Origin of the sequence: [Clostridium] celerecrescens 18A (assembly GCF_002797975.1) — a bacterium.
GTDB classification, from domain to species: domain Bacteria; phylum Bacillota; class Clostridia; order Lachnospirales; family Lachnospiraceae; genus Lacrimispora; species Lacrimispora celerecrescens.
In genome coordinates this window covers 3389588-3412500 of record NZ_PGET01000001.1, presented here as the reverse complement: position 1 = coordinate 3412500, position 22913 = coordinate 3389588, and the positions used below count along the sequence as shown (strand labels likewise).

Below are 22913 nucleotides of genomic sequence, written 5' to 3'. Positions count from 1 at the left end.
CAGTAAAGGTAGACCCGAAACCGGGTGATCTACCCATGTCCAGGTTGAAGTTTCCGTAAAAGGAAATGGAGGACCGAACGCACATCCGTTGAAAAGGGTGGCGATGAGGTGTGGGTAGGGGAGAAATTCCAATCGAACCCGGAGATAGCTGGTTCTCCTCGAAATAGCTTTAGGGCTAGCCTCGTATTAGTCTGCCGGAGGTAGAGCACTGAATTTCCTAGGGGGCGTCAAAGCTTACCAAAGAATATCAAACTCCGAATGCCGGCCAGATGATGTACGGGAGTCAGACTGCACGAGATAAGTTGGGTAGTCAAAAGGGAAAGAGCCCAGACCACCAGCTAAGGTCCCAAAGTGCGTGTTAAGTGGAAAAGGATGTGGGATTTCACAGACAACTAGGATGTTGGCTTAGAAGCAGCCACACATTCAAAGAGTGCGTAATAGCTCACTAGTCGAGAGGTCCTGCGCCGAAAATGTCCGGGGCTAAAACACGACACCGAAGCTGTGGAATGTATGTAAATACATTGGTAGAGGAGCATTCTTAACGCACAGAAGCATTACCGTAAGGAGATGTGGAGTGTTAAGAAGAGAGAATGCCGGAATGAGTAGCGAGATGGAGGTGAGAATCCTCCAGGCCGAATATCTAAGGTTTCCAGAGTAAAGCTGATCTGCTCTGGGTAAGTCGGGGCCTAAGGCGAGGTCGAAAGACGTAGTCGATGGACAACAGGTTGAAATTCCTGTACCGCATATCATCAGAACTGTGGGGACACAGAACCGAAGAAGAACCCGGGAATGAAAAGACCGGGGCAAGCACTGGACTGGCTGGAATGGCAAATCCACCCAGCAACAGGAAGGTGTGACGCGTACCGAACACAAGTAGGGAAGTCTTCGTAGGGGCTGTCAAGAAAAGCCGCTATTGTGTGATATGTGCCCGTACCGTAAACCGACACAGGTGGATGAGGAGAGAATCCTAAGGCCGGCGGGAGAAGCATTGTTAAGGAACTCGGCAAAATGACCCCGTAACTTCGGGATAAGGGGTGCCTGGGAAACCAGGCCGCAGAGAATAGGCTCAAGCAACTGTTTAGCAAAAACACAGGTCTATGCAAAACCGAAAGGTGAGGTATATGGGCTGACGCCTGCCCGGTGCTGGAAGGTTACGAGGAGGGGTTAGCGGCAACGCGAAGCTCTGAATTTAAGCCCCAGTAAACGGCGGCCGTAACTATAACGGTCCTAAGGTAGCGAAATTCCTTGTCGGGTAAGTTCCGACCCGCACGAAAGGCGTAATGATTTGAGCGCTGTCTCAACAATGCACCCGGTGAAATTGAAGTACCAGTGAAGATGCTGGTTACCTGCGCCAGGACGGAAAGACCCCATGGAGCTTTACTCCAGCTTGATACTGGGATTCGGTACTGCATGTACAGGATAGGTGGGAGGCAGAGAAGATAGGACGCCAGTCTTATCAGAGCCGATGTTGGGATACCACCCTTGCGGTATTGGATTTCTAACCTGCAGCCATGACCTGGCTGGGGGACAATGTCAGGCGGGGAGTTTGACTGGGGCGGTCGCCTCCGAAAGGGTATCGGAGGCGCTCAAAGGTTCCCTCAGAATGGACGGAAACCATTCGAAGAGTGCAAAGGCATAAGGGAGCTTGACTGCGACACCGACGGGTGGAGCAGGTAGGAAACTAGGACTTAGTGATCCGGTGGTATAAAGTGGGATTGCCATCGCTCAACGGATAAAAGCTACCCTGGGGATAACAGGCTTATCACTCCCAAGAGTTCACATCGACGGAGTGGTTTGGCACCTCGATGTCGGCTCATCGCATCCTGGGGCTGTAGTAGGTCCCAAGGGTTGGGCTGTTCGCCCATTAAAGCGGTACGCGAGCTGGGTTCAGAACGTCGTGAGACAGTTCGGTCCCTATCCGGCGTGGGCGTAGGATATTTGAGAGGAGCTGTCCTTAGTACGAGAGGACCGGGATGGACTGACCTCTGGTGTATCTGTTGGCTATCAAAGCCATAGCAGAGTAGCCAAGTCGGGAAGGGATAAACGCTGAAGGCATCTAAGCGTGAAGCCCCCCTCAAGATGAGATATCCCATCGCAAGAGTAAGACCCCTTGAAGACGACGAGGTAGATAGGGCAGAGGTGGAAGCATGGCAACATGTGCAGCTGACTGTCACTAATAGGTCGAGGGCTTAACCAGGTTGGTTTAGGTAAGAGGAAAGAACGGATGAAGATAGATATGTAGCAATGTGTGGTTTTGAGGGTATATGTCTCAAAAGTAAAGAAGAGATATGCGCGAGTGGCTCAGTTGGTGGAGTACGACCTTGCCAAGGTCGGGGTCGCGGGTTCGAGTCCCGTCTCGCGCTTTTTTTATATGTAGCGAAAGCCTTAATTTACTAAGGTTTTCGCTATATTTTTGTATTTACAGTTTGAATGCAGCTGAGAAAAGCTGAAGACAGATTACGATTCCTTTGCTGTAAGGTCATAAGTTAATTTCTCTATGATTATACGGCAATCAAATGAACTGGTGGACAAGCTGCGGACAAATGTCAAAGAATGTGCTCTTCTTATATTTTACATAGATTCTGCGGCGGTAATGTTCGGCCCCATTTTCACTCGCCCAATTTTAAGGAACATAAACAGATTTCCAGTTATGGAGATCTGTTTTTTATGGGGAAATGATTGAATTTGGGATGCTTCATTTTTAATGTACTTATGTTATACTGAGGAAAGATTACAAAAAAACCAGCAGAAAGGAATCATGCGTATATGGATATAAAGGACTTGATCGGTATGGACTTCAGGGGCTGTGTGCTCATACAAATAGGTAATGAAACGGTTTTTCAGAAGTCATTTGGGTATGCGGATTTACCTAATAAGATTCCAAATGAAAACGATACAAAATTTGCGACGGCATCTGCAGGAAAGGTTTTTGTAGCTGTTGGAATATTGCAGCTGATAGAACGAGGATTGCTCAATTTTGATGATGAAATAGGAAATATTTTCAATTTTCATTTAAAGGACATAGATGGTACAATAACCATAGAGGAATTACTAACCCATACTTCTGGAATACCGGATTACTTTGATGAAGGGGTTATGAGTGACTATGAAGAACTGTGGAGAGATTTTCCAAACTATAAGATACGCTCAAATAAGGACCTGTTACCGCTTTTTATTGATAAGCCAATGATGTATCCGCGGGGAAGCAGGTTTCAATATAATAATACTGGCTTTGTCGTGCTGGCTATGATAATTGAAAAAATAACAGGATCAGTGTTTGATGAGTATCTGAGAGAAAATGTATTTGCTCCTTGCGGTATGGTTAGCACCGGGTATTATGAATTGGACAGACTGCCTGCAAAATGTGCGGTAAATTATATTTACAATGAGAAAGGTGATGATTACCGCACTAATATTTTCAGCGTGGACGCAAAAGGTACAGGTGCAGGCGGCGCCTTTACAACAGTAAATGATATAAGCTTATTTTGGGAGCATTTGATTTCCGGCCAATTGCTTTCGCCAGAGATGGCGACGGCTATGATGGCAAATCATAGCGGAGATGCGCAATGCTATGGTTACGGCATTTGGTTAAAAAAGCTGGATAAGGGTTACAGCCCATATTTTCAAGGCTGTGATCCAGGTGTCAGTTTTATTTCCAGCTATGATGCAGATAAAAGGCTGATGATCGTTTTGGTAAGTAATTACGGTGATAACGTCTGGGAACTTTTAAAAAAGATATTTAACAATTTCACAAAATGAGTGCGTTACCCAATACTTTTTTTGCGATTCGGCTTAAGTATGAATAAGTAGAGCTGAAATGTGGTATACAGGTATTTAAGAATGTGGTAAAATGCAGATATATTAACAGGAGATTTAAGCCCATTTGACAGCCTTGTAGATATCTTGCTATACAGAAACTATGATGGGTAGAAGAGGATTCTCGGAAATTACTCAGCAGAAGATAAGGAGGAGCATATGTTGGATAAGGTGATTACAATTAGCCGGGAGTTTGGAAGCGGCGGACGAGAGTTGGGCATGAAGCTGGCTGAAAGGCTGGGCGTTCCATTTTATGATAAGGATCTGATTTCTTTATCTGCAGAAGTAAGTGATCTGGAGGAGGAAGCATTTCTGCATTACGACGAGCATATCCCTGTCCAGCAGGAATCCTTAGAGCAGCTCCATTATACTCCCTTCTCTACAATTTATGAGATTTCCATGTCAGATCAAATTTTTCTGGCCCAGTCCTGTGTGATACGAAAACTGGCAGAAGAGGGACCTTGTATCATCGTAGGGCGCTGTGCGGACAGGGTGCTTGAAAGCAGCATTAATCTGTTTATATATGCCAGAATGGAAGAACGGATTAAACGGCTGAACTCTCTTGAGACAGGCGTCAGCCCTGAGTTGATGGAAGAACGAATTAGGGAGATAGACAAAAAGAGAAGAGATTATTACCAGTATTATACCGGTTGTGAATGGGGCAAGGCACAGAATTACCACCTTTGTCTGGAAAGCAGTTTGGTAGGAGTAGAAGGCTGTTTAAATTCTGCGCTGTCTTATTTGCAGGGGTTACTTTAAATAAAAGGAATTATGAAAAGGATAATTTTGGATGGAAATGTAAGAATATTGTAAATGATAGTTTCCAAAATGGATGGTATAATGTAACAAAAAAGGAGAGTTAAGAATGATGAAATGGTTAGGAAAAGGATATAGGTGTCTGATCTCAGCCGTTCTGGTCATCGTTTTGGCGGTATCTTCCCAAGTTACTGGGTACGCAGAGCCGGTGTCCGGTCCCGGTGCCAATATTACCTCCGGCAATACCGGTTCGACCAATAACGTGACCATATATGTGAGCAAGAGAACAAAGACGCTTACATTAAAGCAGAATGGTGTTTTAATTGCAGAATACCCGGTTTCCATGGGCGCTGCCTCAGCGGAAGGAAATAAGAAAGTAGAGGGCGACATGAGAACACCCAGCGGGGAGTTCTATGTATGTACAAGAAATGATAAGAGCATAGCATATCTGGCATTGGGACTTTCCTATCCGGGTATAAAGGATGCAGAAAGAGGATATGCAGACGGCATTATCACCGAGGCTCAAAGAGATGAAATAATAAAGGCCAATTTGGCAGGGCAGCAGCCACCATGGGATACTCCTCTGGGAGGAGCCATTGAGATTCACGGCTGCAGGGTTCCTGACGGAACCACTCACGGCTGCGTTGCAGTGGACAACAGCGATATGGATGTATTGTGGAGTTACTGTAATTTAGGCGTACCGGTTACGATTGGACCATAAAAGGAATTTCCCCAAATATGCGGTTTTAGGCCGTTTTTGGGGATTTTTTTAATGCCTATCCTTGTATTATAACGGCTGTTGTACTATAATAGATGAAATTATGATAAATTATGGAAGATAGAGGAAATGAAACTCAGGCCGCCTAAATGGTGGAGAAAGGCGGAATTTTGAGGAAACGGTTATGAAAAAGAAAGCAATATGGACGGCATTGACCATTCTTTTTATCCTGTTCATATTTTCAAATTCCATGAAGCCGTCGGATATCTCATCGGCTGACAGCGGATGGGTGCTTCGGGTGGCACAGGAATCACTTGGATCCATGGGATTCAGCACAAGGTGGCTTACAGAGCACATCATCCGTAAAACGGGGCATTTCACAGAATATACCTTATTGGGGATTTTGCTGTACGGCTGTATAAGGTCCTTTGGCTTCCCGGCGGAGAGAAGATATTTTCTACGATTAATAGCTGGGTTTATGGTACCGTTTGCAGATGAAACCATTCAGCTTGGGGTAAGGGGGCGTTCCGGTCAGATATCTGATGTGTGGCTGGATTGCGCAGGAGTGGCTTTTGGAATATTAATTGCTGCCTTGCTGCTCAGATATAGAAGACGAGGTCGAAAACAATATGATAAAAAATTATCGAATGGTCCTGGAATACGACGGAAGCCGTTATGATGGATGGCAGAAACAGGGAAATACGGATCAGACCATACAGGGAAAGATCGAACATGTCTTGGAGCGTATGCTGGGACAGGCAGCGGAAGTACATGGTTCGGGACGAACGGATGCAGGTGTTCATGCATTGGCCCAGGTCGCTAATTTTCATGGGAATACCGGGATGAGCTCAGAGGAGATCAGAGAATATTTAAACCAGTATCTTCCAGAAGATATCCGGATAAAAACCGTGGAGTGCGTGGCTGAGAGATTCCACAGCCGCCTTCACGCCCAGGAAAAAACCTATTTGTACCGGATCGACATGGGAGAAAAAAAGCAGGTTTTTGAAAGAAAGTATATTTATGGTTTATTTAAGGAGCTTGATATAGAGGCCATGGAACGGGCTTCGTCCTTTCTTATAGGTGAACATGATTTTAAAAGCTTTTGTGCCAACCGGAAAATGAAGAAATCTACAGTCAGGGTTTTAAAACGGATTGAATTTGAACAGCAGGGGAGCCGGCTTCTGATACGATTTACGGGAAACGGCTTTTTATATAATATGGTCAGGATCTTAACGGGGACGCTGATCGAAGTGGGATTGGGACAGCGTAAAGCGGCAGAGATAAAGGAAATCCTAAATGCAAAGGATCGAAATGAGGCGGGCTATACGGCGCCGCCGGAAGGACTGTTTCTCGAACAGGTATGTTATAAAGAGTAAAGACTGAAAAAGGAGTACTATGACAGATTTTTTGGTTAGGACATTTGTTAAGGACTATAAAAAGACAGAGGATACTCAGGTACGGACCCGTTATGGGCTTATGGCGAGTATCGTAGGCATCTGCTGCAATGTAATTTTGTTCACCGCAAAACTATTGGTTGGAATGCTGGTGAACAGTATCTCTGTTACGGCAGATGCTTTTAATAACCTTTCTGATGCTGCTTCTTCTATCATTGGCTTTATAGGGGTAAAGATGGCCGGAAAACCAGCCGATGAAGACCACCCCTTTGGGCACGGAAGAATGGAGTACATTGCTGCTTTTATCGTAGCCTTTTTGGTCATTCAGGTAGGCTTTTCCTTTTTAAAAACGTCCATTGGAAAAATCATTCATCCCGAAGAGATGACGTTTAAGGCTGTGTCTGTTGCCATTTTATTGCTATCTGTTTGCGTCAAGCTTTGGATGGCGTTTTTTAACAACACTCTTGGGAAAAGAATCCAGTCCACAGTCATGAAAGCTACGGCGGCAGATTCCCTTGGAGATGTCATCACCACTTCTGCCACGATCGTATCAATCCTTGTTTATGGCATATGGGGTCTGAATATTGACGGAATCATAGGGATAGCGGTTTCTGTCATTGTCATGTGGGCAGGAGTGAAAATTGCCAAGGATACCCTTACTCCTCTCATCGGAGAGCCTATTGATCCCAAACTTTATGTTGAGATTACAGAATTTGTAGAAAGCTACGATGGAATTATAGGGAGTCATGATTTGATTGTACACAACTATGGCCCTTCCAGAAGCATGGCCTCCATTCATGCAGAGGTACCTAATGATGTTGACATAGAAGTGTCCCATGAAATCATTGATACCATTGAGAGGGAAGCAGTAAGAAAGTTTGGAATATTTCTGGTAATCCACATGGACCCGGTAGAGACAAAAGATTCCAGGGTTTTGGAATTTGGTAACATGGTGAAAAATGTGCTGCTGGAAATAGATTCCAGGATTTCTTTCCACGATTTTCGTATGGTAGAGGGAAAAAGCCAGATCAATCTGATCTTTGATCTGGTGGTGCCCAGGGAATATGACAGGAAAAAAAAGGATCGGCTAAAGGAAGAAGTCACGAAAAAGGTAACTGAAATAGATAAGCGGTGCTGTCTGATCATAACGGCGGAAAGCGGTTTTGGGGTGGAAAAATAAGGTAATAAAAATTTTCCATTTTATGCAATAAGATGACAGTAATTCGCATTAACATAGTAGAAAGGAAATCGGATCCATGTTATTTATGGGATTGATGAGCCTTGGCGGACCTGAGGATTACGGCCGTTTGAGCGACGAAGAGCTTCTTAAAAAAGTTGCGGTTGGGGACCAGGAGGCCTTTCGGCAGCTATATCAGAATACGGACCGGACGATATACAGCTTTATCCTGTCTATTGTAAGGCACCCCCAGGATGCGGAGGAGATCATGCAGGAGGTATATTTAAAGATATGGACTTCTGCTTCAGGCTATAAATCCCAGGGGAAGCCTTTGGCATGGATGTTTACCATCGCCCGGAATCTGTGCTATATGAAATTCCGTGAGCAAAAGCATGATTCGGATGTGACACTGGAGGATTTAACCGGAGCGGAAACAGGAGAAGTCTGCCCTGAAATTGAGATGGCAGCTGATAAGATGGTTCTTCTTGCCGCTCTTCAAATTCTTAAGGAAGAGGAAAGGGAGATCGTTCTACTTCATACCTCCGGAGGTATGAAGCACAGAGAGATCGCCGCCAGCCTTAAGATTCCTTTGGCTACAGCTCTTTCCAGATATAACCGTGCTATGAAAAAACTGGAAAATTATTTGAGAGAGGAGTAGGCTTTAAGATGGCTGATTTAAATCGCAGACAATTGAATAGACAACAGATTGAAGCCTGCTTAAAATCTGCGGCCGGGGATTTGACTCCTAATGTTTTGGAACGAATTGACTTGAGTACGCCTCAGATAAAGGCAGAGAAGGATAAACGTTCCGTTTTCTTCCTGAGGCAGAGGGTCATTGCAACTTTGGTGGCTGCATGTTTTTGCATAATCGCTTTGGCCGGAGGAACATATACTTATCACAATGGGAAAGTGGATTCTGTAATCGGAATAGATGTAAATCCAAGCGTGGAATTATCTGTGAATAAAAGGAATAAAGTCCTGGAGGCAAAGGCCCTTAATGAAGATGGGGAAGGTATCATGCAGGACATGGATCTAAAAGGAGTGGATTTGAACACGGCAGTAAACGCCGTGATCGGTTCTATGGTGACCCACGGCTATCTAAGCCAGCTGGATAATGCGATCCTTGTTACTGTATCCAATGACAGCATCAGCAAGGCACAGGGCCTGCGCTATGCGGTGGTGAATGACATCCGGAATACGCTGGAGGAAAAACAGCTGAAGGCGGTGGTCTATGACCAGCAGGTCATGGAAGAGGATGAAGTAAAACAGCTGGCAGAGGAATATAAGATTTCATATGGAAAAGCTTATTTTTTGAGGGAGCTTATTTTGCAGAACAATTCTCTTTCCATGGATGATATGAAGGCGTTGGCGCCTCTCACCATGGAGGAGATCGCAAAAGTAATAACGGAACGTTCTTATGCAGTGAGCGGTAAGACCGAAGCGGGGGAAGAGACAACCCCGGCGCAAACAACCCAGGCTGCCACAGCAACAGTGCCTGAAACCATAGCGGAGAGTTCTGCGGCGGATGAAACAAACAATGCAGCCTCTTCATCAGAAACGACAAGCCAGGCACCGACACAGGCGACCCAAACCCAGCCAGCAGCCGCCACAGAAGCGACTACAGCGCAAGAGACTACCTCAGAAGCGGAAGTCGTAACGACGGAAAATGTGAAAGTCGACTATGTGGATTACGACAACGGCGTTGTGATGGTTTATTTTAAAACCAAAGTAAAATGGAAAAATCCTACGGTCTCAGTGAAAGATGGAGATGGAAATACCTATTCCGCCAAGGTAGGAGATACGGATTCCTATTCCTGTGAGATTCAAGTGACAGGACTGCAGGGTGGTATGGAATATACCTTCACTCTGGGTGGCATTTCACCTAAAATAGGAAAGCAGACAACTGTAAAGGGGATCTTTGAGACTCCTGTGATCGGAGATGGGAATGCAGATCCGGATATTACAGAAGAAGAGAGCGAAGAAACGAAACAAACAGAGCAGACGGACCCTGCCAAGGAAAGCAGCCCGCCTGAGACAACTAAGAATGCGACGGAAACCGGGAAAAACGGTTCCCAGGAAGAGCCTCATACAACAAAAAATCAGGAAGAGCCTGTATCATCAGGAAGCTCTTCCTGATGGTTTGTTTTTGGAAATAAAGTGTAAAAAAGTACTTGACCAGAATGAAAAGCTATAGTATAATACATTCGTTGCACTGATGGGCTATCGCCAAATGGTAAGGCAACGGACTCTGACTCCGTCATTTTCAAGGTTCGAATCCTTGTAGCCCAGTGATATGAAAAACCAGTAAATGTAAGATTTACTGGTTTTTTTGTATGTATATTTAACCTCATTAAGCAGGGGCGCGGATTTCGAATATCTGATTAGCTATTAATTCAACGCTTCGACCAGTGAGATCAAAGCCAATGATTGTCCGTAGGCCATGGGGCGAATGGTAATGTTTTTATAATGATCTTCATGATAGCCCATCCCGGTTCCTGCGGATACATTTAACACGGTTCCGTCTTCACCTATGTTTTTACATACCGCCTTAACAGCCCGGTCTGCACAGTCATGATATGATTCATCAAGAATCCCCATTTTAATTCCTTTTAAAATACCACCGGCGATTGCTCCCGAGCCAGATACTTCTTCGTAACTTGAAGGATCAGTGAGAACGGTATGCCATAAACCAGAAGGAGCCTGTAAGCCTGTCAGAGCATTCACCTGGGCTTTAAAGGTATCTGTCAGGTAAGTGAGAAGTCCCTGGTCAAGAGTACCTTCGTAGGACTCTATAAATTCCAGAATACCATAAGTAAACCAGGAGTTGCCCCTGCACCAGAAGACTCCTCCGAAATTATTATTTAGCATAAAACTCCAGCCGTGATAGAATAACCCGGTATGCTTGTCATATAAGTATTTGATATGTAATAATACCTGATGAAGAGCCTCACCGATCCACTCCTGATCCTGGAAACGATGGCCCATTTTATTTAAAAACAAAACTGCCATGAATAATGTATCAATCCACATTTCTCCATCATTTAACAGGACGCCGTTACGGTCTCCGATGGCAGTCACCACATGCTGGAAACCGCCTTCTTTTGTTTTGGGAAGTCCGGCCATCAGCCAGTGGGCGTGGTCCAGACATAGCTTTTCGTATTCCGGGTTTTTAAGATCATCAAGCAGTTCGGCTAAAACCAGGTAAGGGGCAGTCGTATTTATATTTTTACTGGGCAGTCCTTTCTTTAAATTGTTCTCAAACCAGCTGTCAAAAAATTCTAAGTAACGGTTATCTCCGTAAAATCTCTGAAGCTTTAAAAGACCATAAAGTCCTACACCCTGAGGCCAGTCCCATTCTTCGATCCCAAAGTCTCTGGCAATGATGCCGCGGCTTGCCTCTTCCTTACCGACAGAGCGGTCATTTTCATAGTCAGCCCCTCCTAAGTTCATTAGCTTGTCCATTACAAGATGGATTTTCGGCAATAATTCCTTGTTTGTCATGTCATTCTCCTCCGTTTAACTTTTTTGCATATGCGCTAGGTGTCATCCCCGTATTTTTTTTGAAAATCTGGCTGAAATACTGGGGGTTATTTCCACATCCTACCTGCTGAGCGATCCATTGAATTTGTTCGGTATGACCTTCTGCTAATAATTGCTTGGCTTTCTGGATGCGCAGGATGGTGATGTAGTTTGAGAATTTTTGTTTCGTTTCCTTGCTGAACCGTTTGCTTACATAATCCACATTCATAAACAGATAATTTTCTGCAATGGATTTTAATGTAAGATTGGGATTATCCAGATGTTCTTCTACATACTGCATAACCTTTTCAATAAAAGGGCTGTAGCGCTGGGAAAGGGTGGACGGCTCTTTTAAGATCTCGTTAAGCTTTTCGCAAAGCAAAGCGCGTATGCTGCCAACCTCAGTCTGCTGGTTTAAATCCATCAGATACTCCGTGGTATCAACGGATGATAGGTAGTTGCTTTCTGTGGCAAATTTAATCAGTATCCTAGAACCTGCCTGCTTTAAAAAATCGGGATTGCTGATGTCATTTAAAATTGCAGTAAGTTCCTCCTGATATGATTTCAGCGCTGAGCCGCTTGCTTCAATTAAAAGCGTGGTCAGCTCTTCTATTTCAGATATCAAATTTTTATAATTACAGGTGGGGACTGGCTGCAGTCCATTCATAAAATAGATGATTCCGTAACGTTTGATTTTTGTAATCATGGTTTCTAAAAGCTTTCCCAGACTGGAAAAGGTATAACGCTTATAATCTAATTCCACTGACTGCACCTTCGGATTTAAGCTGTGCATAAATAAATCGTATTTATCATAAGAGACCTGATATCCTTCGAAAAACAGAATCAGGGAGTTCTTTACATAAATGCTGTATAGTTCTATACCAGGTGCATGTTCGGCCATGTAATCGTAAATGTGGCTTAAGACAGAGATAAAATGATCTTCTTCCAGATAGTGGAGATAACACAATTCATATCCCGTATTATAAAAATCCATAAATCCGGAATAGGCATTCCAGGTAGATTCTGACGCTTCAGGCAGAAAAATCTGTTCGTTGATAATATTTGCCAGAATGCTGTGGTGCAGATTGGCGGTCAGCGCTTTCTGGCGTTCTTTTAGATCCTGAAATGCCTGGCGGTGATAGTATTCCCGGATCACATCCCGCATGCTTTCCATGATTTGCTCCTCGTTGCATGGCTTGAGAAGATAATGATGGACCCGGTATTTCATCGCCTGCTTTGCATATTCAAATTCTCCAAAGCCGGATAACAGAATAAACTGGGTATCCATATCGGCCTGGGAAATCCGTTCTACCAGCTCTAATCCTGACAGGCCAGGCATCCGTATATCAGTCATAACGATATCTGGCGATTCATCGAGAATCATGTGATAGGCTTCAATACCGTCACGGCAGGTTCCAATCAGTTCGATGCCCAGGCTGTTCCAATCAATAAGAGAGGAAATAGACTCCCGGATCATTCGTTCATCATCGGCAATAATTAATTTCAGCATTTGCACTCTCCTTTCGTATCAGAAGCGGTTTCAGGCGTTGGATTGAGGGGAAAAGACAACTGGGCAACGGCCTGGTCTTCCTCATTATAGAGAGTAAGCCCGTAGCCCTCTCCATAAGTAAGCACCATTCGGTCCAGTATATTTAAAAGTCCGATCCCGAAACCATGAGGTTCTATTTTATGGGTTTTTAGTTTCTTTAAAAGGTCTTCTTCAAAGAAGGAACTGTTATTTTTAACAAAAACAAAGAGGGTAGAACCGTCTGTTTCAGCAACAATCTGAATCCGGCATTCTTCCGTATTCTCCTCCAATCCATAGCGGATGGCATTTTCCACCAGCGGCTGGAGGGTTAGCTTCAGTACAGCACATTGGAAAAGATTTTGGGGAGCTGATATCTCATATTCCAGCCGGTCTTCATAGCGGTATTTCTGGATTGTCATATAACATTGCACAAGTTCCAGTTCCCGGCATAAAGGAACTTCCTTGTGCTTCTGGTCCAGTGTAATGCGAAGGAGCGTGCCCAGGGATTCCGTCATGGAAGAAATATCTTTTGCCCCAATGGACTTTGCCCTCCAGTTGATGGATTCCAGGGTGTTGTACAAAAAGTGTGGATTCATCTGGGTCTCCAGGGCCTTTAGCTGAGCTTCCTTTATAAGGATTTCGTTTAAGTAGTTGGTCCGGATCAGTTGGTTTACTTTATCCACCATTTGGTCGAAACAGGCGTGAAGAATGCCCAATTCATCGGTACGTTTGCTGTAATCGTAGGAAATCTGCGGAGTTTCGGTTTGCCCGGCCGCAAAGCGTTCCATCTTTAAAATCAGATTGTCAAAATGCCTTGTGATAGAGTCAATCAAAGCAGATGAGAGCAGGATAGCTAATCCTATGGAGACTGTAATGATTGTGAGGCAGATTTTTAAGCTGGTACGGAGAGAATCCGCGATGCTGCCATATGGAATCAGACAAACATAATCCCAGTCAAATTCCGGTATGATTCCTTTTACGTAAAAGAAGCTGTTTCCATCGGGATTTACAAGACCATATCTGGAATGGAAAAAGTTATCAAAAAGTGACATTTCACCGGCTTTTAAACTGGAGGAATTATAGATTAAGTCCTCCTGACCGTAAAGGATATAACGGGTGTCATCGTAAAAGTGGCTGGTACTGGTGGCAGCTTTTACCAGTCCGTTTATATTTAAGCTGACAACAAGCGTTCCCAGGGAATCAAGACTTAAATATTCCGACCGGCGTAAGTTCTTGACCATAAACAGGCCGTATTCTTCGCTGTAATCGGTAATCCAGAGAGTACGTCCCTTGGCCTCTTCCCCTCTTGTGACAAGGTCCTGAATGACGGATTCCGGAAGAATATTTTCCGCCGAAATATGGGTATGAATGGAGAAACGGTCTTGATAAAGACTCATATAGTTAATATTGTTTTTTCGGAAGGTAAAATAATATTCATTTAAAGTTCCGTAAAGAGCTTTGTATGCAATGGAACGGTCCTGAACGCTGGGAGAATCCTTTAAAGTCCCAAGTCCATTTTGAATAATGGTATCAGCCAGAAACATATCAGCCATGGTGGAAATATTATCCAGACGGTTATTCAGTTCTTTGGCAGTATAGGACAAGGATGAGGCCACAGATTGATAGAGCACCTTTTGATGGGCCTTGGAAACCAAGTGGATACTGAAGAGTGAAATAAAAGCCAAAAGGATAATGCAAAGAAATACAATGGAATGAATCTTCTTTTTTAAAGAGAGATTTCTAATAAACTGTTTCATAAAGGGCCGCCTTTCGCGTTCTGAACTGATGACAGGTAAATTATATAGAAAACATTTCAGTAAAACAACCGGTTATGGAAAAGAACTATTCAAATTATACAGACAACACGGTTTTTTCAACTTGGAACCCGGTTTTACTCATTTACTGGAATAATCGTGGGAAGTATAATGAAGACGCTTGATACAGCAAAAGTAAATGAATGGAGGAAGGTTTCATGAAGAAAAGAATTGCGTTACTATTGGCGGCAGCCATAGCAGCAGCTTCACTTGCCGGATGCGGAGGCGGCACATCCACAACTGCAGATACTACGGCAGGTTCTGCTGCAGAAGACACTACCGCAGCAAGTGCAGGTGGGGATGCTAAGCTGACCATGAGCTGGTGGGGAAATCAGGTCAGAAACGAGAAAACTCAGGCTGCCTTAGACTTATACGCGGAGCAGAACCCGGGGATAACCATAGAAGGACAGTTTTCCGAGTGGTCTGACTACTGGAACAAACTGGCTACTTCCGCAGCAGGACAATCGATTCCGGATCTTGTTCAGATGGATTACTCGTTCATTGATCAATATGTAAAAAACGGACTGTTGGTAGATTTAAAACCGTATATTGAAGATGGAACCCTGGATGTCTCTAATATTTCAGAAAATACCATAGCAAGCGGTACGGTGAATGGCGGAGTCTATGCAATCTGTGCGGGAATTAATGCGCCTTCTCTTTTGTATAATAAGACTTTGCTGGAGGAAAACGGCATTCAAATTAAGGATTACATGACCACGGATGAATTCATGGATGTGTGTCGCCAGGTTTACGAGAAGACGGGGTATAAAACAAACATTGCTTATTATAATGCGGGAGCCTATCTTGATTATTTTATGAGAAGCTATGATGTTGTTCTCTATGGAGACAAAAATATGGGCGGAACCGTTAATGATTATCTTCCATTTTTCCAGATGTATGAGACGGGAATTAAGGAAGGATGGTTTATTGATCCAGGTGTATTTGCAGAGCTTTCCATCGGTTCCGTGGAACAGGAACCTCTGGTTTACGGCTCAGGCCCTGAAACCATGTCCTGGTGTGCGTTTTATAACTCTAATCAGCTGACTGCTATTCAAAAAGCAGCTCCGGAGGGGATGGAAATCGGTATCACCACCTGGCCGTCAGCAGATCCCAAGAAATCCGGTTATTTAAAATCCAGCATGTTTTTCTCTGTCGGCGCTCATACAAAGAATCCGGAAGAAGCAGTTAAGGTTCTCAACTTCTTAACGAATTCCAGCGAGGCAAACAACATTTTGCTGGGGGAAAGAGGAGTTCCGGCCTCCAGTGTTATTTCCGGTGAGCTTGCACCTAAGATGAGTGATGTGGACCAGGAAGTGATCCGTTATATCAATGAGGTTGTAACCCCTAATTGTTCTCCGATCAATCCACCCCAGCCAGATGGCGCAAGTGAGGTTTCCAATCTGTTAAATCAGGTTCAGGAACAGCTGTGCTACGGAGCATATGATGCAGCTACAGCCGCAGAAGAATTCTATAACGGGGCTAATAATATCATGAACAAAAAATAATAAGTCAGGTAAGTCCCCGCTTTCAATGCCGGAAAGGCATAAGTGATGGGTGGGGACTTACTTGTGCCTGGTGAAGCAGGCACGCTGTGAACAAACAGCGAAGCGGATTGGGAATATCCGCCCGACTAAGTAAACTTTTATCCATGAATGGAGGACGTCTATGAAAGACAACAAAGGGGCAGGCCTCAGGCATTTCCTTAACAAAGAAAGTACAGCAGGAGTGGTATTCAGTCTTCCGTTTATCATCGGCTTTCTGTTGTTCATGGTGGTGCCTATGGGAATATCCTTTTACTATTCTTTATGTGATTACAACATTTTGTCACCGCCTGTTTTTGCAGGACTGAAAAATTACATAAAGATGTTTACTGATGATAAAGTATTTTTTCAAACCATAGGGGTCACGTTTTATTTCGCCTTAGTATCTGTCCCTCTGCGTTTGATCTTTGCACTTATGGTGGCCATGCTTTTGCTTAATACAACAAAGGCAACCGGCTTTTACCGGGCGGCTTACTATCTTCCATCCATCATTGGAGGTTCTGTGGCAGTCGCCATTCTCTGGAAGCGGATGTTTGCCACCGATGGTGTGGTCAACCACCTTTTAAGTATTATGGGGATTCAGACCAGCTTTGCATGGCTTGGAAATAAGAATACGGCCATCTGGACCCTTATTATCCTGGCAGTCTGGCAATTTGGTTCTTCTATGCTGATTTTCTTATCATCTTTAAAGCAGATTCCTGTAACACTTTATGAGGCTGCCAGAGTAGATGGCGCTAATAAATTTTCTCAGTTTTTCAAGATCACTCTGCCTCTTTTAACACCCACCATCTTCTTTAATCTGGTGATGCAGATGATCAACGGTTTCCTGGCATTTACACAGTGTTTTATTATTACCCAGGGAAAACCGCTGAACTCCACTTTGTTCTATACCGTTTATATGTACCAGCAATCCTTTGAGTTCTATAATACCGGATACGGGGCAGCTTTGGCCTGGGTAATGCTGGGAATTATAGGCCTTATTACAGCGATTCTGTTCGCAACTAAGAAATTCTGGGTTTATTCGGAAGGAGTGTAGACAGATGAAAACCAAAAGAAAAACAGGAAAAATTTTTTACCATGTAATTGTCTGCGGTTTGGGACTTGTGATGATTTATCCTCTGGTCTGGATGGTTATGAGTTCTTTTAAGGAAACCAATACCATCTTTCTGACAGCAGGCCAGCTGATTCCGGAAAAATTTGTGCTTTCCAATTATACCAATGGCTGGAAAGGCTTTGCAAAGATTACGTTTGCAACTTTTTTTAAGAATTCCCTGTTTATAGCCGTTGCAGCAACCTTGGGAACTGTTTTTTCCTCGGCTTTGGTGGCCTATGGCCTGGCAAGATGCAGATTTTTTGGCAGAAGAGCTTTGTTTGTGGCTATGCTGCTTTCCATGATGCTTCCGGCTCAGGTTCTGATGATACCACAGTATTTGTGGTATCAGAAATTAGGGTGGGTAGGTAGCTATAAACCCTTAATTCTTCCTTATTGTTTTGCGATTCAGGGATTCTTTGTTTACATGATGATTAATTTTATAGATGGAATCCCTCGTGAGCTTGACGAGGCAGCCAAGATTGACGGATGCTCTTATTATGGCATATTTTCAAGGATCATTATGCCCCTAATATCACCGGCGTTAATTACGGCCAGTATTTTTTCATTTATGTGGAGATGGGATGATTTTCTTTCCGCCCTGCTCTATATCAATGAGTCTGCCAAATATCCGGTCAGCCTTGCCTTAAAGTTGTTTTGTGATCCGGGTTCTTCCTCCGATTACGGCGCGATGTTTGCAATGGCAACCTTATCAATCCTGCCTGCAGTCATTATCTTTATCTGCTTGCAGAAATACCTGGTGGAAGGCATCAGTACTTCCGGTTTAAAGGGGTAATACAAAGCTTTGTCTAAAGTTGAAATTAGAAAATCCAAAGGAGAATGATGATGGTCATTGAAAATTATCCAAGACCTGATTTTAAAAGGGAAGATTGGATGGATCTGAATGGAGAATGGGATTTTTCCTTTGATCAACCGGTATTTGACCGGAAAATTCAGGTTCCGTTCTGCTATCAGTCCGAAATGAGTGGAATCGGTGATACTAGGGTCCACCATATTGTGTGGTATCGGAAAGAGTTTGTTGTGGAAAAAGGCAGATTAAGTGAAAAGAGCCTGCTTTTAAAGTTTGGAGCTGTGGATTATGAAGCAGAGGTTTATATCAATCAAACCTATGCAGGCGGCCACAGAGGAGGCCACACTCCCTTTGAGGCAGATATTACCGGACTGGTTTCCGAAGGAAAGAATATCATTACGGTTAAAGTCATGGATTACAGTGACGCGGATAAACCGAGAGGAAAGCAGACATGGACAGGTGAAAATTTTGCCTGCTGGTACACTCCGACAACTGGGATATGGCAGAGTGTTTGGCTGGAATATGCGGGAAAACCCTATATAAAACGAATAAAGGCAACTCCGGATCTGGAACGTAATGAAGCATTATGTGAAATCTTTATTTCCTCTATGGAGCGTGTGACCGCGGAGGTTTCCTTTCATAGCCTTCCTGCAGAAGGCGTTATGGAAATGGATCTGGGCAGTTTGATAATATCCTGTGAAAACGGCTATGGAAAAGGAATTCTGGCTTTGCCGGACTTGGATCTGCGCCGGGATCAGCTGACATGGACGCCGGAAAAGCCCAATTTGATTGAGATGGAAGTAACTCTTCAAAATGATAAGGTAACCAGTTATTTTGGTCTTCGGTCTGTCTGCGTTTCAAATGGGAGAATTCTGTTAAACGGAGAGGTGTTGTATCAAAGGCTGGTTCTCGATCAGGGGTATTGGAGTCAAAGTCTTCTCACACCTCCGGATGAGGAATCCATCCGGAAGGATATTCTGCTTTCAAAAAACATGGGGTTTAATGGGGCCAGAAAACATCAGAAAATTGAAGACCCAAGATATTACTACTGGGCCGATAAACTGGGATTTCTTGTATGGGGAGAGATGCCAAGCTGCTATATGTATACAGATAATACTGTGGAAAGTACCTCCAGAGAGCTTGCTGAATTCATTGAACGGGATTATAACCATCCATCCATCATTACATGGGTGACAGCGAACGAAAGCTGGGGAATGAGAAACATAAAAACGGATAAGAGCCAGCAGAGCTTTTCCAATATGTTGTTTTATCAGGCCAAAGCTCTGGATAAAACCAGACCGGTCAGTGGAAACGACGGCTGGGAACAGACCGGGCATACCGATATTCTGGCCTTACATGATTATGAACTGATGCCGGAAACCGAAGAAAAATATGATTGTCTGGAAGATATCCTTAATAGCTATGCGGAACGCCGCTTTGTTCTGGCGGATGGGCAGAAGTATCTGGGGCAGCCTGTTCTGATGACAGAGTATGGCGGCATTGCTTTTTCTGCTGAAGAGAAAGGCTGGGGATATTACAATAAGGTGGGAAGCGAAGAGGAATTTTTAAAACGTCTGGAGCCAATTACGGATTTCCTGATTAAAAGCAGAAAATTTTCTGGTTTCTGTTATACGCAGCTTACGGATGTCATGCAGGAGACAAATGGTCTGCTGAGGGAAGACAGAACGCCTAAGCTTCCGCTTGAAAAACTGGAAAAGATCTTTGGAAAGAAAATTTACGAATAAAAAATCTTCTGCCGCCCGGACAATCTCTTATATGGAATGTATAATTGAAGCCGGGTGCGACCATCCCATATGCTTCTTTTATAGCAAACAGCTTTAATTATAAAAACTGTTTGCTATAAGTAGGAGTATATTTTATTGGTAAAAGACAAAGCATACAATGTAATTTAAGAGATTTAATGAGGCCAGCTTTTTAAGTACCGACTTTGAAACATTGCAGGACAGGATCTCATCTTGTTTTGTTTCCATTATTGTATTAGAATATATAATTTCTCTGTATTTATTTTATTCAACTGTACTAATCAACTGTATTTTTTTAATATTTACAAGATAAAACAGCTGAAAAAAGCTTGACTAATAAAGAAAAATCTTGTATAATCTCATTTGTTGTGTTAATGGGCTATCGCCAAATGGTAAGGCAACGGACTCTGACTCCGTCATTTTCAAGGTTCGAATCCTTGTAGCCCAGGTAAAGAAAGTCTATATGTATAAGGACAATCCTTGTATTTATAGACTTTTTTTTATTTGCACTCTGATAAGCGTATTGCTGTTCGTTTGTATATGTTTTCTCAGAATCTTTGTAAAGGGAAGAAGATATTTCTTTTTTTCCATATACCAACCACTATGTTTCTTCTGACGAAATCTTCCGGTACTCGCTGGTCGTGACCCCCTGGTTTATTTTAAAGCGTCTTGTAAAACTTGAGATATTATAGTATCCTACCGCTTCGGAAATTTCTTTTATGGGAAGGTCCGTTGTACGAAGAAGTTCCTTTGCCCGTTCCATCCTCAGGCGAATAGTATACTCCATCACGTTCTGCCCTGTTCGGTCTTTAAAGAACTTGCTGAAGGCCGGCAGCGTCATTTCGAAATGCCCAGCGGCTTCATAAACGGAAAAATCACAGTGAAGGCAGTTTTCATTGAGGTAAATTATGATCTCTTCAAGAACCACTCGCTTTCCTGCGGCTGTTGTAAGTCCGTGAAGGTTTTCACTCCAGGTATGAAGCAGCCGGATTATTTCCTGAGCGGTTTCCATGCCGGACAGTTCAAGCGGTGAATTGGAAGCCGCGTTTTTTTGCCCCCGGCAATGCTCGTTGACCAGATGGATCAAGTCAAAACAAATGCTTCTGGCCAGATATAAGGGAAGCTGGCTTTGCTCCATGAAATTTATGATGTTCTGAATGGCTTCCCTTATGTTCTGCTCATTATGAGAGAGCAACGCGTTTCGCAGGGTTTCAAATTCTTTATGGGGATAAAAAACTGTTGTATGGATCGGTCCCAGCACCTCCCGGAACTCAATGACAGTGCCGTTGCCCTTTACGAACCGGTAATCCAGAGCGCTGACTGCTTCCATATAGGACTGGGCAATGCGCTGTGTGCTATCTACCTGCTGACCGATTCCAATGGTGGTTATAAGTCCGTATTTTTTAGACAGGTATTTCTGTACGTTTGCAAAGAATTTGGTGGATACGAGGGAACGTTCTGGCTGATTTACCAGCAAAACAATTTGATCTGGATAAAAGTTCTGCAAGTAATAATAAATATAAGGAACAGAAAACTGCTTTTTTATTTCCTGGGCCAACCCGCTTAAGTTCTCTGACGGCGTATGCAGCATCATGATGCTGACTGTAAAATACCCATTTGGCAGAGAGAGGTCCAGCTCTGAACAGTCCAGGTTGAAATCTTCTCTGGACGCATAAGTTCCGCTCAGCAGTCGGTACAGCCGTTGGTTTTTTACAGCCGTAAGGCTGTTTGCAAGCTGTGTGGACAGAGAACTGTTCTGAATGGATAAATAGTCCAGGGCATCGGCAATGGTCTCCAGTTCATCCGAGGAGCCCCCATCAGGGGAAATCAGCTTTGCCCTGTCCTGAAGGCGTCGAACGGGCGCATAATTTACCTTCTGTAAAAAGAAAATGGTAAAGCTGGCAAGAAGCAGGATTACCACGATGGCCATCAAAAATTCTCTCATGATGGAATTTACCTGAGAAAAGGTTGTCTGCCTGTCCGGAATAAAGGCCAAATACGTCCAGTTATTCCTTCCTGACCGATGGGTGCGGACAACGTATTCCTCTCCACCGATCCGTTCTGCAGCAGAAAGGGTTAAGGATTCTCCCAGGAAGCGGCCCAGTCTGTCGCGCATTACATCTTGGTCTCCCCAGGTGGTAACAACGGCACCATTCTGATCCAGGATATAGATCTGTGCCTGATAGCTTTTAAGCTTCTGGCTTAAAAGTGCCTCAATGGAACTGTTCTTTACATAAAAAAGTACTGTTCCCTCGTGTTTTTGGTAATCGGTAAATAGGGGATAAGAGAATAAAACTACCCTTGCCTCCGCAGGGCTGATGTCTAAATTGAGCAGCTTTTGCTGGGGAAGGCAGAAGGAAGAGGTACTGTTTTGCAGCAGGTCATGAAATTCCCTGGAATTCATTCCTGGAACCTGGAGAATCCGGTTAAAGTAATAGTCCTTCTGACAGGTTGTGGAGCTGGTGGTGACGTATTCCTTTCCATCCAGGATCAGGACTATGTCCTGGATAAAGGGGTTGGCGGTAGTCAGTGCCGACAGATAGGTGATGATCGGTCTTAAGGCCAGGGGAGAGTCTGACTCGGAAGCTTTATTCAAGGTGCCTGTCAAAGTGATCTGCCCCACGATGTTCTCCATAGACTCCAGCTCGTTATCCAGTTGAGTGCAGATCTGCAGCAGCTCCAAATCCACGGTTTCATAAATTTCATCATAGAATTTCTTCATGAAACGGGAAGAATAGAAGAAGGTCAGAATCACAAGAGGGATTAAAAGAACCGTCATATAGGAAATCAGATAGCGGATATAGTGCTCTCCGAATTTTCGTTTTTTTGTATGTTTCTGCATAAGATCATACCGCCTTATTTTTAGTATTTAACAATATTTATTATATGGTAAATGCACAACACTTTCAAGCAAAGAGATAAGAATGGAAAAGTGCATGTTGGAAAGATGGATAAAAAATGTTGGAAAGCCTTATAAAATATAGTA

Annotated in this window: 16 protein-coding genes, 3 tRNA genes and 1 rRNA gene (1 of these 20 cut by a window edge); 16 read left to right on the top strand and 4 right to left on the bottom strand. The window is 43.7% G+C overall.

Annotated elements, in window-relative coordinates; genetic code table 11:
• The 11 genes from H171_RS15500 to H171_RS15450 form a co-directional block, all read left to right on the top strand.
• Window positions 1–2197 (top strand): 23S ribosomal RNA (locus H171_RS15500) (it extends 693 nt beyond the left edge of the window).
• A gap of 93 nt (window positions 2198–2290) precedes the next feature.
• Window positions 2291–2363 (top strand) — tRNA-Gly (locus H171_RS15495).
• 403 nt (window positions 2364–2766) lie between these two features.
• Window positions 2767–3759 (top strand): serine hydrolase domain-containing protein, encoded by a 993-nt coding sequence (locus H171_RS15490; protein ID WP_207655197.1) that lies wholly within the window; start codon window positions 2767–2769, stop codon window positions 3757–3759.
• A gap of 219 nt (window positions 3760–3978) precedes the next feature.
• The gene (locus H171_RS15485; protein WP_100307547.1) at window positions 3979–4575 is read left to right on the top strand and encodes a cytidylate kinase-like family protein; all 597 of its coding nucleotides are present in this window, start codon (window positions 3979–3981) and stop codon (window positions 4573–4575) included.
• A 106-nt stretch (window positions 4576–4681) separates the two neighbouring features.
• Window positions 4682–5293 carry a L,D-transpeptidase family protein gene (locus H171_RS15480; protein WP_100305959.1) on the top strand — a complete coding sequence of 204 codons (612 nt, stop codon included), beginning with the start codon at window positions 4682–4684 and terminating at the stop codon, window positions 5291–5293.
• A 181-nt stretch (window positions 5294–5474) separates the two neighbouring features.
• A complete protein-coding gene (locus H171_RS15475; RefSeq protein WP_100305958.1) occupies window positions 5475–5969 on the top strand; it encodes a VanZ family protein in 495 nt (164 codons plus the stop codon).
• Entirely contained in the window at window positions 5920–6666 is a 747-nt protein-coding gene (gene truA, locus H171_RS15470; protein ID WP_100305957.1) for a tRNA pseudouridine(38-40) synthase TruA, read from the top strand. The genes H171_RS15475 and truA overlap by 50 nt, the downstream gene beginning before the upstream one ends.
• 19 nt (window positions 6667–6685) lie before the next feature.
• Window positions 6686–7864, top strand: a complete 1179-nt coding sequence (locus tag H171_RS15465) for a cation diffusion facilitator family transporter (RefSeq protein ID WP_100305956.1) — start codon at window positions 6686–6688, stop codon at window positions 7862–7864.
• A 76-nt stretch (window positions 7865–7940) separates the two neighbouring features.
• On the top strand, window positions 7941–8519 hold the full coding sequence (locus H171_RS15460) for an RNA polymerase sigma factor (protein ID WP_100305955.1): 579 nt from the start codon (window positions 7941–7943) through the stop codon (window positions 8517–8519).
• Between the two features lie 8 nt (window positions 8520–8527).
• Window positions 8528–9997 (top strand): anti-sigma-I factor RsgI family protein, encoded by a 1470-nt coding sequence (locus tag H171_RS15455; RefSeq protein WP_100305954.1) that lies wholly within the window; start codon window positions 8528–8530, stop codon window positions 9995–9997.
• An 80-nt stretch (window positions 9998–10077) separates the two neighbouring features.
• A tRNA-Gln gene (locus H171_RS15450) sits at window positions 10078–10150 on the top strand.
• 99 nt (window positions 10151–10249) lie between these two features.
• Here the strand turns inward: H171_RS15450 and H171_RS15445 are convergent.
• The 3 genes from H171_RS15445 to H171_RS15435 are packed head-to-tail and all read right to left on the bottom strand — an operon-like array spanning window position 10250 to window position 14665.
• A complete protein-coding gene (locus H171_RS15445) occupies window positions 10250–11362 on the bottom strand; it encodes a glycoside hydrolase family 88/105 protein (RefSeq protein WP_100305953.1) in 1113 nt (370 codons plus the stop codon).
• Window position 11363: 1 nt separating this feature from the next.
• The gene (locus tag H171_RS15440) at window positions 11364–12890 is read right to left on the bottom strand and encodes a response regulator transcription factor (RefSeq protein WP_100305952.1); all 1527 of its coding nucleotides are present in this window, start codon (window positions 12888–12890) and stop codon (window positions 11364–11366) included.
• Window positions 12884–14665: a sensor histidine kinase gene (locus H171_RS15435; protein WP_100305951.1), complete on the bottom strand. Its 1782-nt coding sequence runs from the start codon at window positions 14663–14665 to the stop codon at window positions 12884–12886. The genes H171_RS15440 and H171_RS15435 overlap by 7 nt, the downstream gene beginning before the upstream one ends.
• Window positions 14666–14880: 215 nt before the next feature.
• On the opposite strand from H171_RS15435, the gene H171_RS15430 reads away from it, so the two are divergent.
• The 5 genes from H171_RS15430 (at window position 14881) to H171_RS15410 (ending at window position 20375) form a co-directional block, all read left to right on the top strand.
• On the top strand, window positions 14881–16227 hold the full coding sequence (locus tag H171_RS15430) for an ABC transporter substrate-binding protein (RefSeq protein WP_100305950.1): 1347 nt from the start codon (window positions 14881–14883) through the stop codon (window positions 16225–16227).
• A gap of 160 nt (window positions 16228–16387) precedes the next feature.
• Entirely contained in the window at window positions 16388–17299 is a 912-nt protein-coding gene (locus H171_RS15425) for a carbohydrate ABC transporter permease (protein ID WP_100305949.1), read from the top strand.
• A 4-nt stretch (window positions 17300–17303) separates the two neighbouring features.
• Window positions 17304–18149, top strand: a complete 846-nt coding sequence (locus H171_RS15420; RefSeq protein ID WP_100305948.1) for a carbohydrate ABC transporter permease — start codon at window positions 17304–17306, stop codon at window positions 18147–18149.
• A gap of 44 nt (window positions 18150–18193) precedes the next feature.
• Complete coding sequence (locus H171_RS15415; protein WP_100305947.1) at window positions 18194–19909, top strand: glycoside hydrolase family 2 protein; 1716 nt, start codon at window positions 18194–18196, stop codon at window positions 19907–19909.
• A 393-nt stretch (window positions 19910–20302) separates the two neighbouring features.
• A tRNA-Gln gene (locus H171_RS15410) sits at window positions 20303–20375 on the top strand.
• A gap of 153 nt (window positions 20376–20528) precedes the next feature.
• Here the strand turns inward: H171_RS15410 and H171_RS15405 are convergent.
• A complete protein-coding gene (locus H171_RS15405) occupies window positions 20529–22769 on the bottom strand; it encodes a helix-turn-helix domain-containing protein (protein ID WP_100305946.1) in 2241 nt (746 codons plus the stop codon).
• Between the last annotated feature and the right edge of the window lie 144 nt (window positions 22770–22913).

What these genes read in the sequence shown, in the direction of transcription:
- H171_RS15465 (WP_100305956.1), top strand. Translation starts at nt 6,686, where the DNA reads ATGACAGATTTTTTGGTTAGGACATTTGTTAAGGACTATAAAAAGACA.
- H171_RS15430 (WP_100305950.1), top strand. Translation starts at nt 14,881, where the DNA reads ATGAAGAAAAGAATTGCGTTACTATTGGCGGCAGCCATAGCAGCAGCT.
- H171_RS15440 (WP_100305952.1), bottom strand. Translation starts at nt 12,890, where the DNA reads ATGCTGAAATTAATTATTGCCGATGATGAACGAATGATCCGGGAGTCT.
- H171_RS15445 (WP_100305953.1), bottom strand. Translation starts at nt 11,362, where the DNA reads ATGACAAACAAGGAATTATTGCCGAAAATCCATCTTGTAATGGACAAG.
- truA (WP_100305957.1), top strand. Translation starts at nt 5,920, where the DNA reads ATGATAAAAAATTATCGAATGGTCCTGGAATACGACGGAAGCCGTTAT.
- H171_RS15475 (WP_100305958.1), top strand. Translation starts at nt 5,475, where the DNA reads ATGAAAAAGAAAGCAATATGGACGGCATTGACCATTCTTTTTATCCTG.
- H171_RS15425 (WP_100305949.1), top strand. Translation starts at nt 16,388, where the DNA reads ATGAAAGACAACAAAGGGGCAGGCCTCAGGCATTTCCTTAACAAAGAA.
- H171_RS15435 (WP_100305951.1), bottom strand. Translation starts at nt 14,665, where the DNA reads ATGAAACAGTTTATTAGAAATCTCTCTTTAAAAAAGAAGATTCATTCC.
- H171_RS15480 (WP_100305959.1), top strand. Translation starts at nt 4,682, where the DNA reads ATGATGAAATGGTTAGGAAAAGGATATAGGTGTCTGATCTCAGCCGTT.
- H171_RS15415 (WP_100305947.1), top strand. Translation starts at nt 18,194, where the DNA reads ATGATGATGGTCATTGAAAATTATCCAAGACCTGATTTTAAAAGGGAA.
- H171_RS15460 (WP_100305955.1), top strand. Translation starts at nt 7,941, where the DNA reads ATGTTATTTATGGGATTGATGAGCCTTGGCGGACCTGAGGATTACGGC.
- H171_RS15455 (WP_100305954.1), top strand. Translation starts at nt 8,528, where the DNA reads ATGGCTGATTTAAATCGCAGACAATTGAATAGACAACAGATTGAAGCC.
- H171_RS15405 (WP_100305946.1), bottom strand. Translation starts at nt 22,769, where the DNA reads ATGCAGAAACATACAAAAAAACGAAAATTCGGAGAGCACTATATCCGC.
- H171_RS15490 (WP_207655197.1), top strand. Translation starts at nt 2,767, where the DNA reads ATGGATATAAAGGACTTGATCGGTATGGACTTCAGGGGCTGTGTGCTC.
- H171_RS15420 (WP_100305948.1), top strand. Translation starts at nt 17,304, where the DNA reads ATGAAAACCAAAAGAAAAACAGGAAAAATTTTTTACCATGTAATTGTC.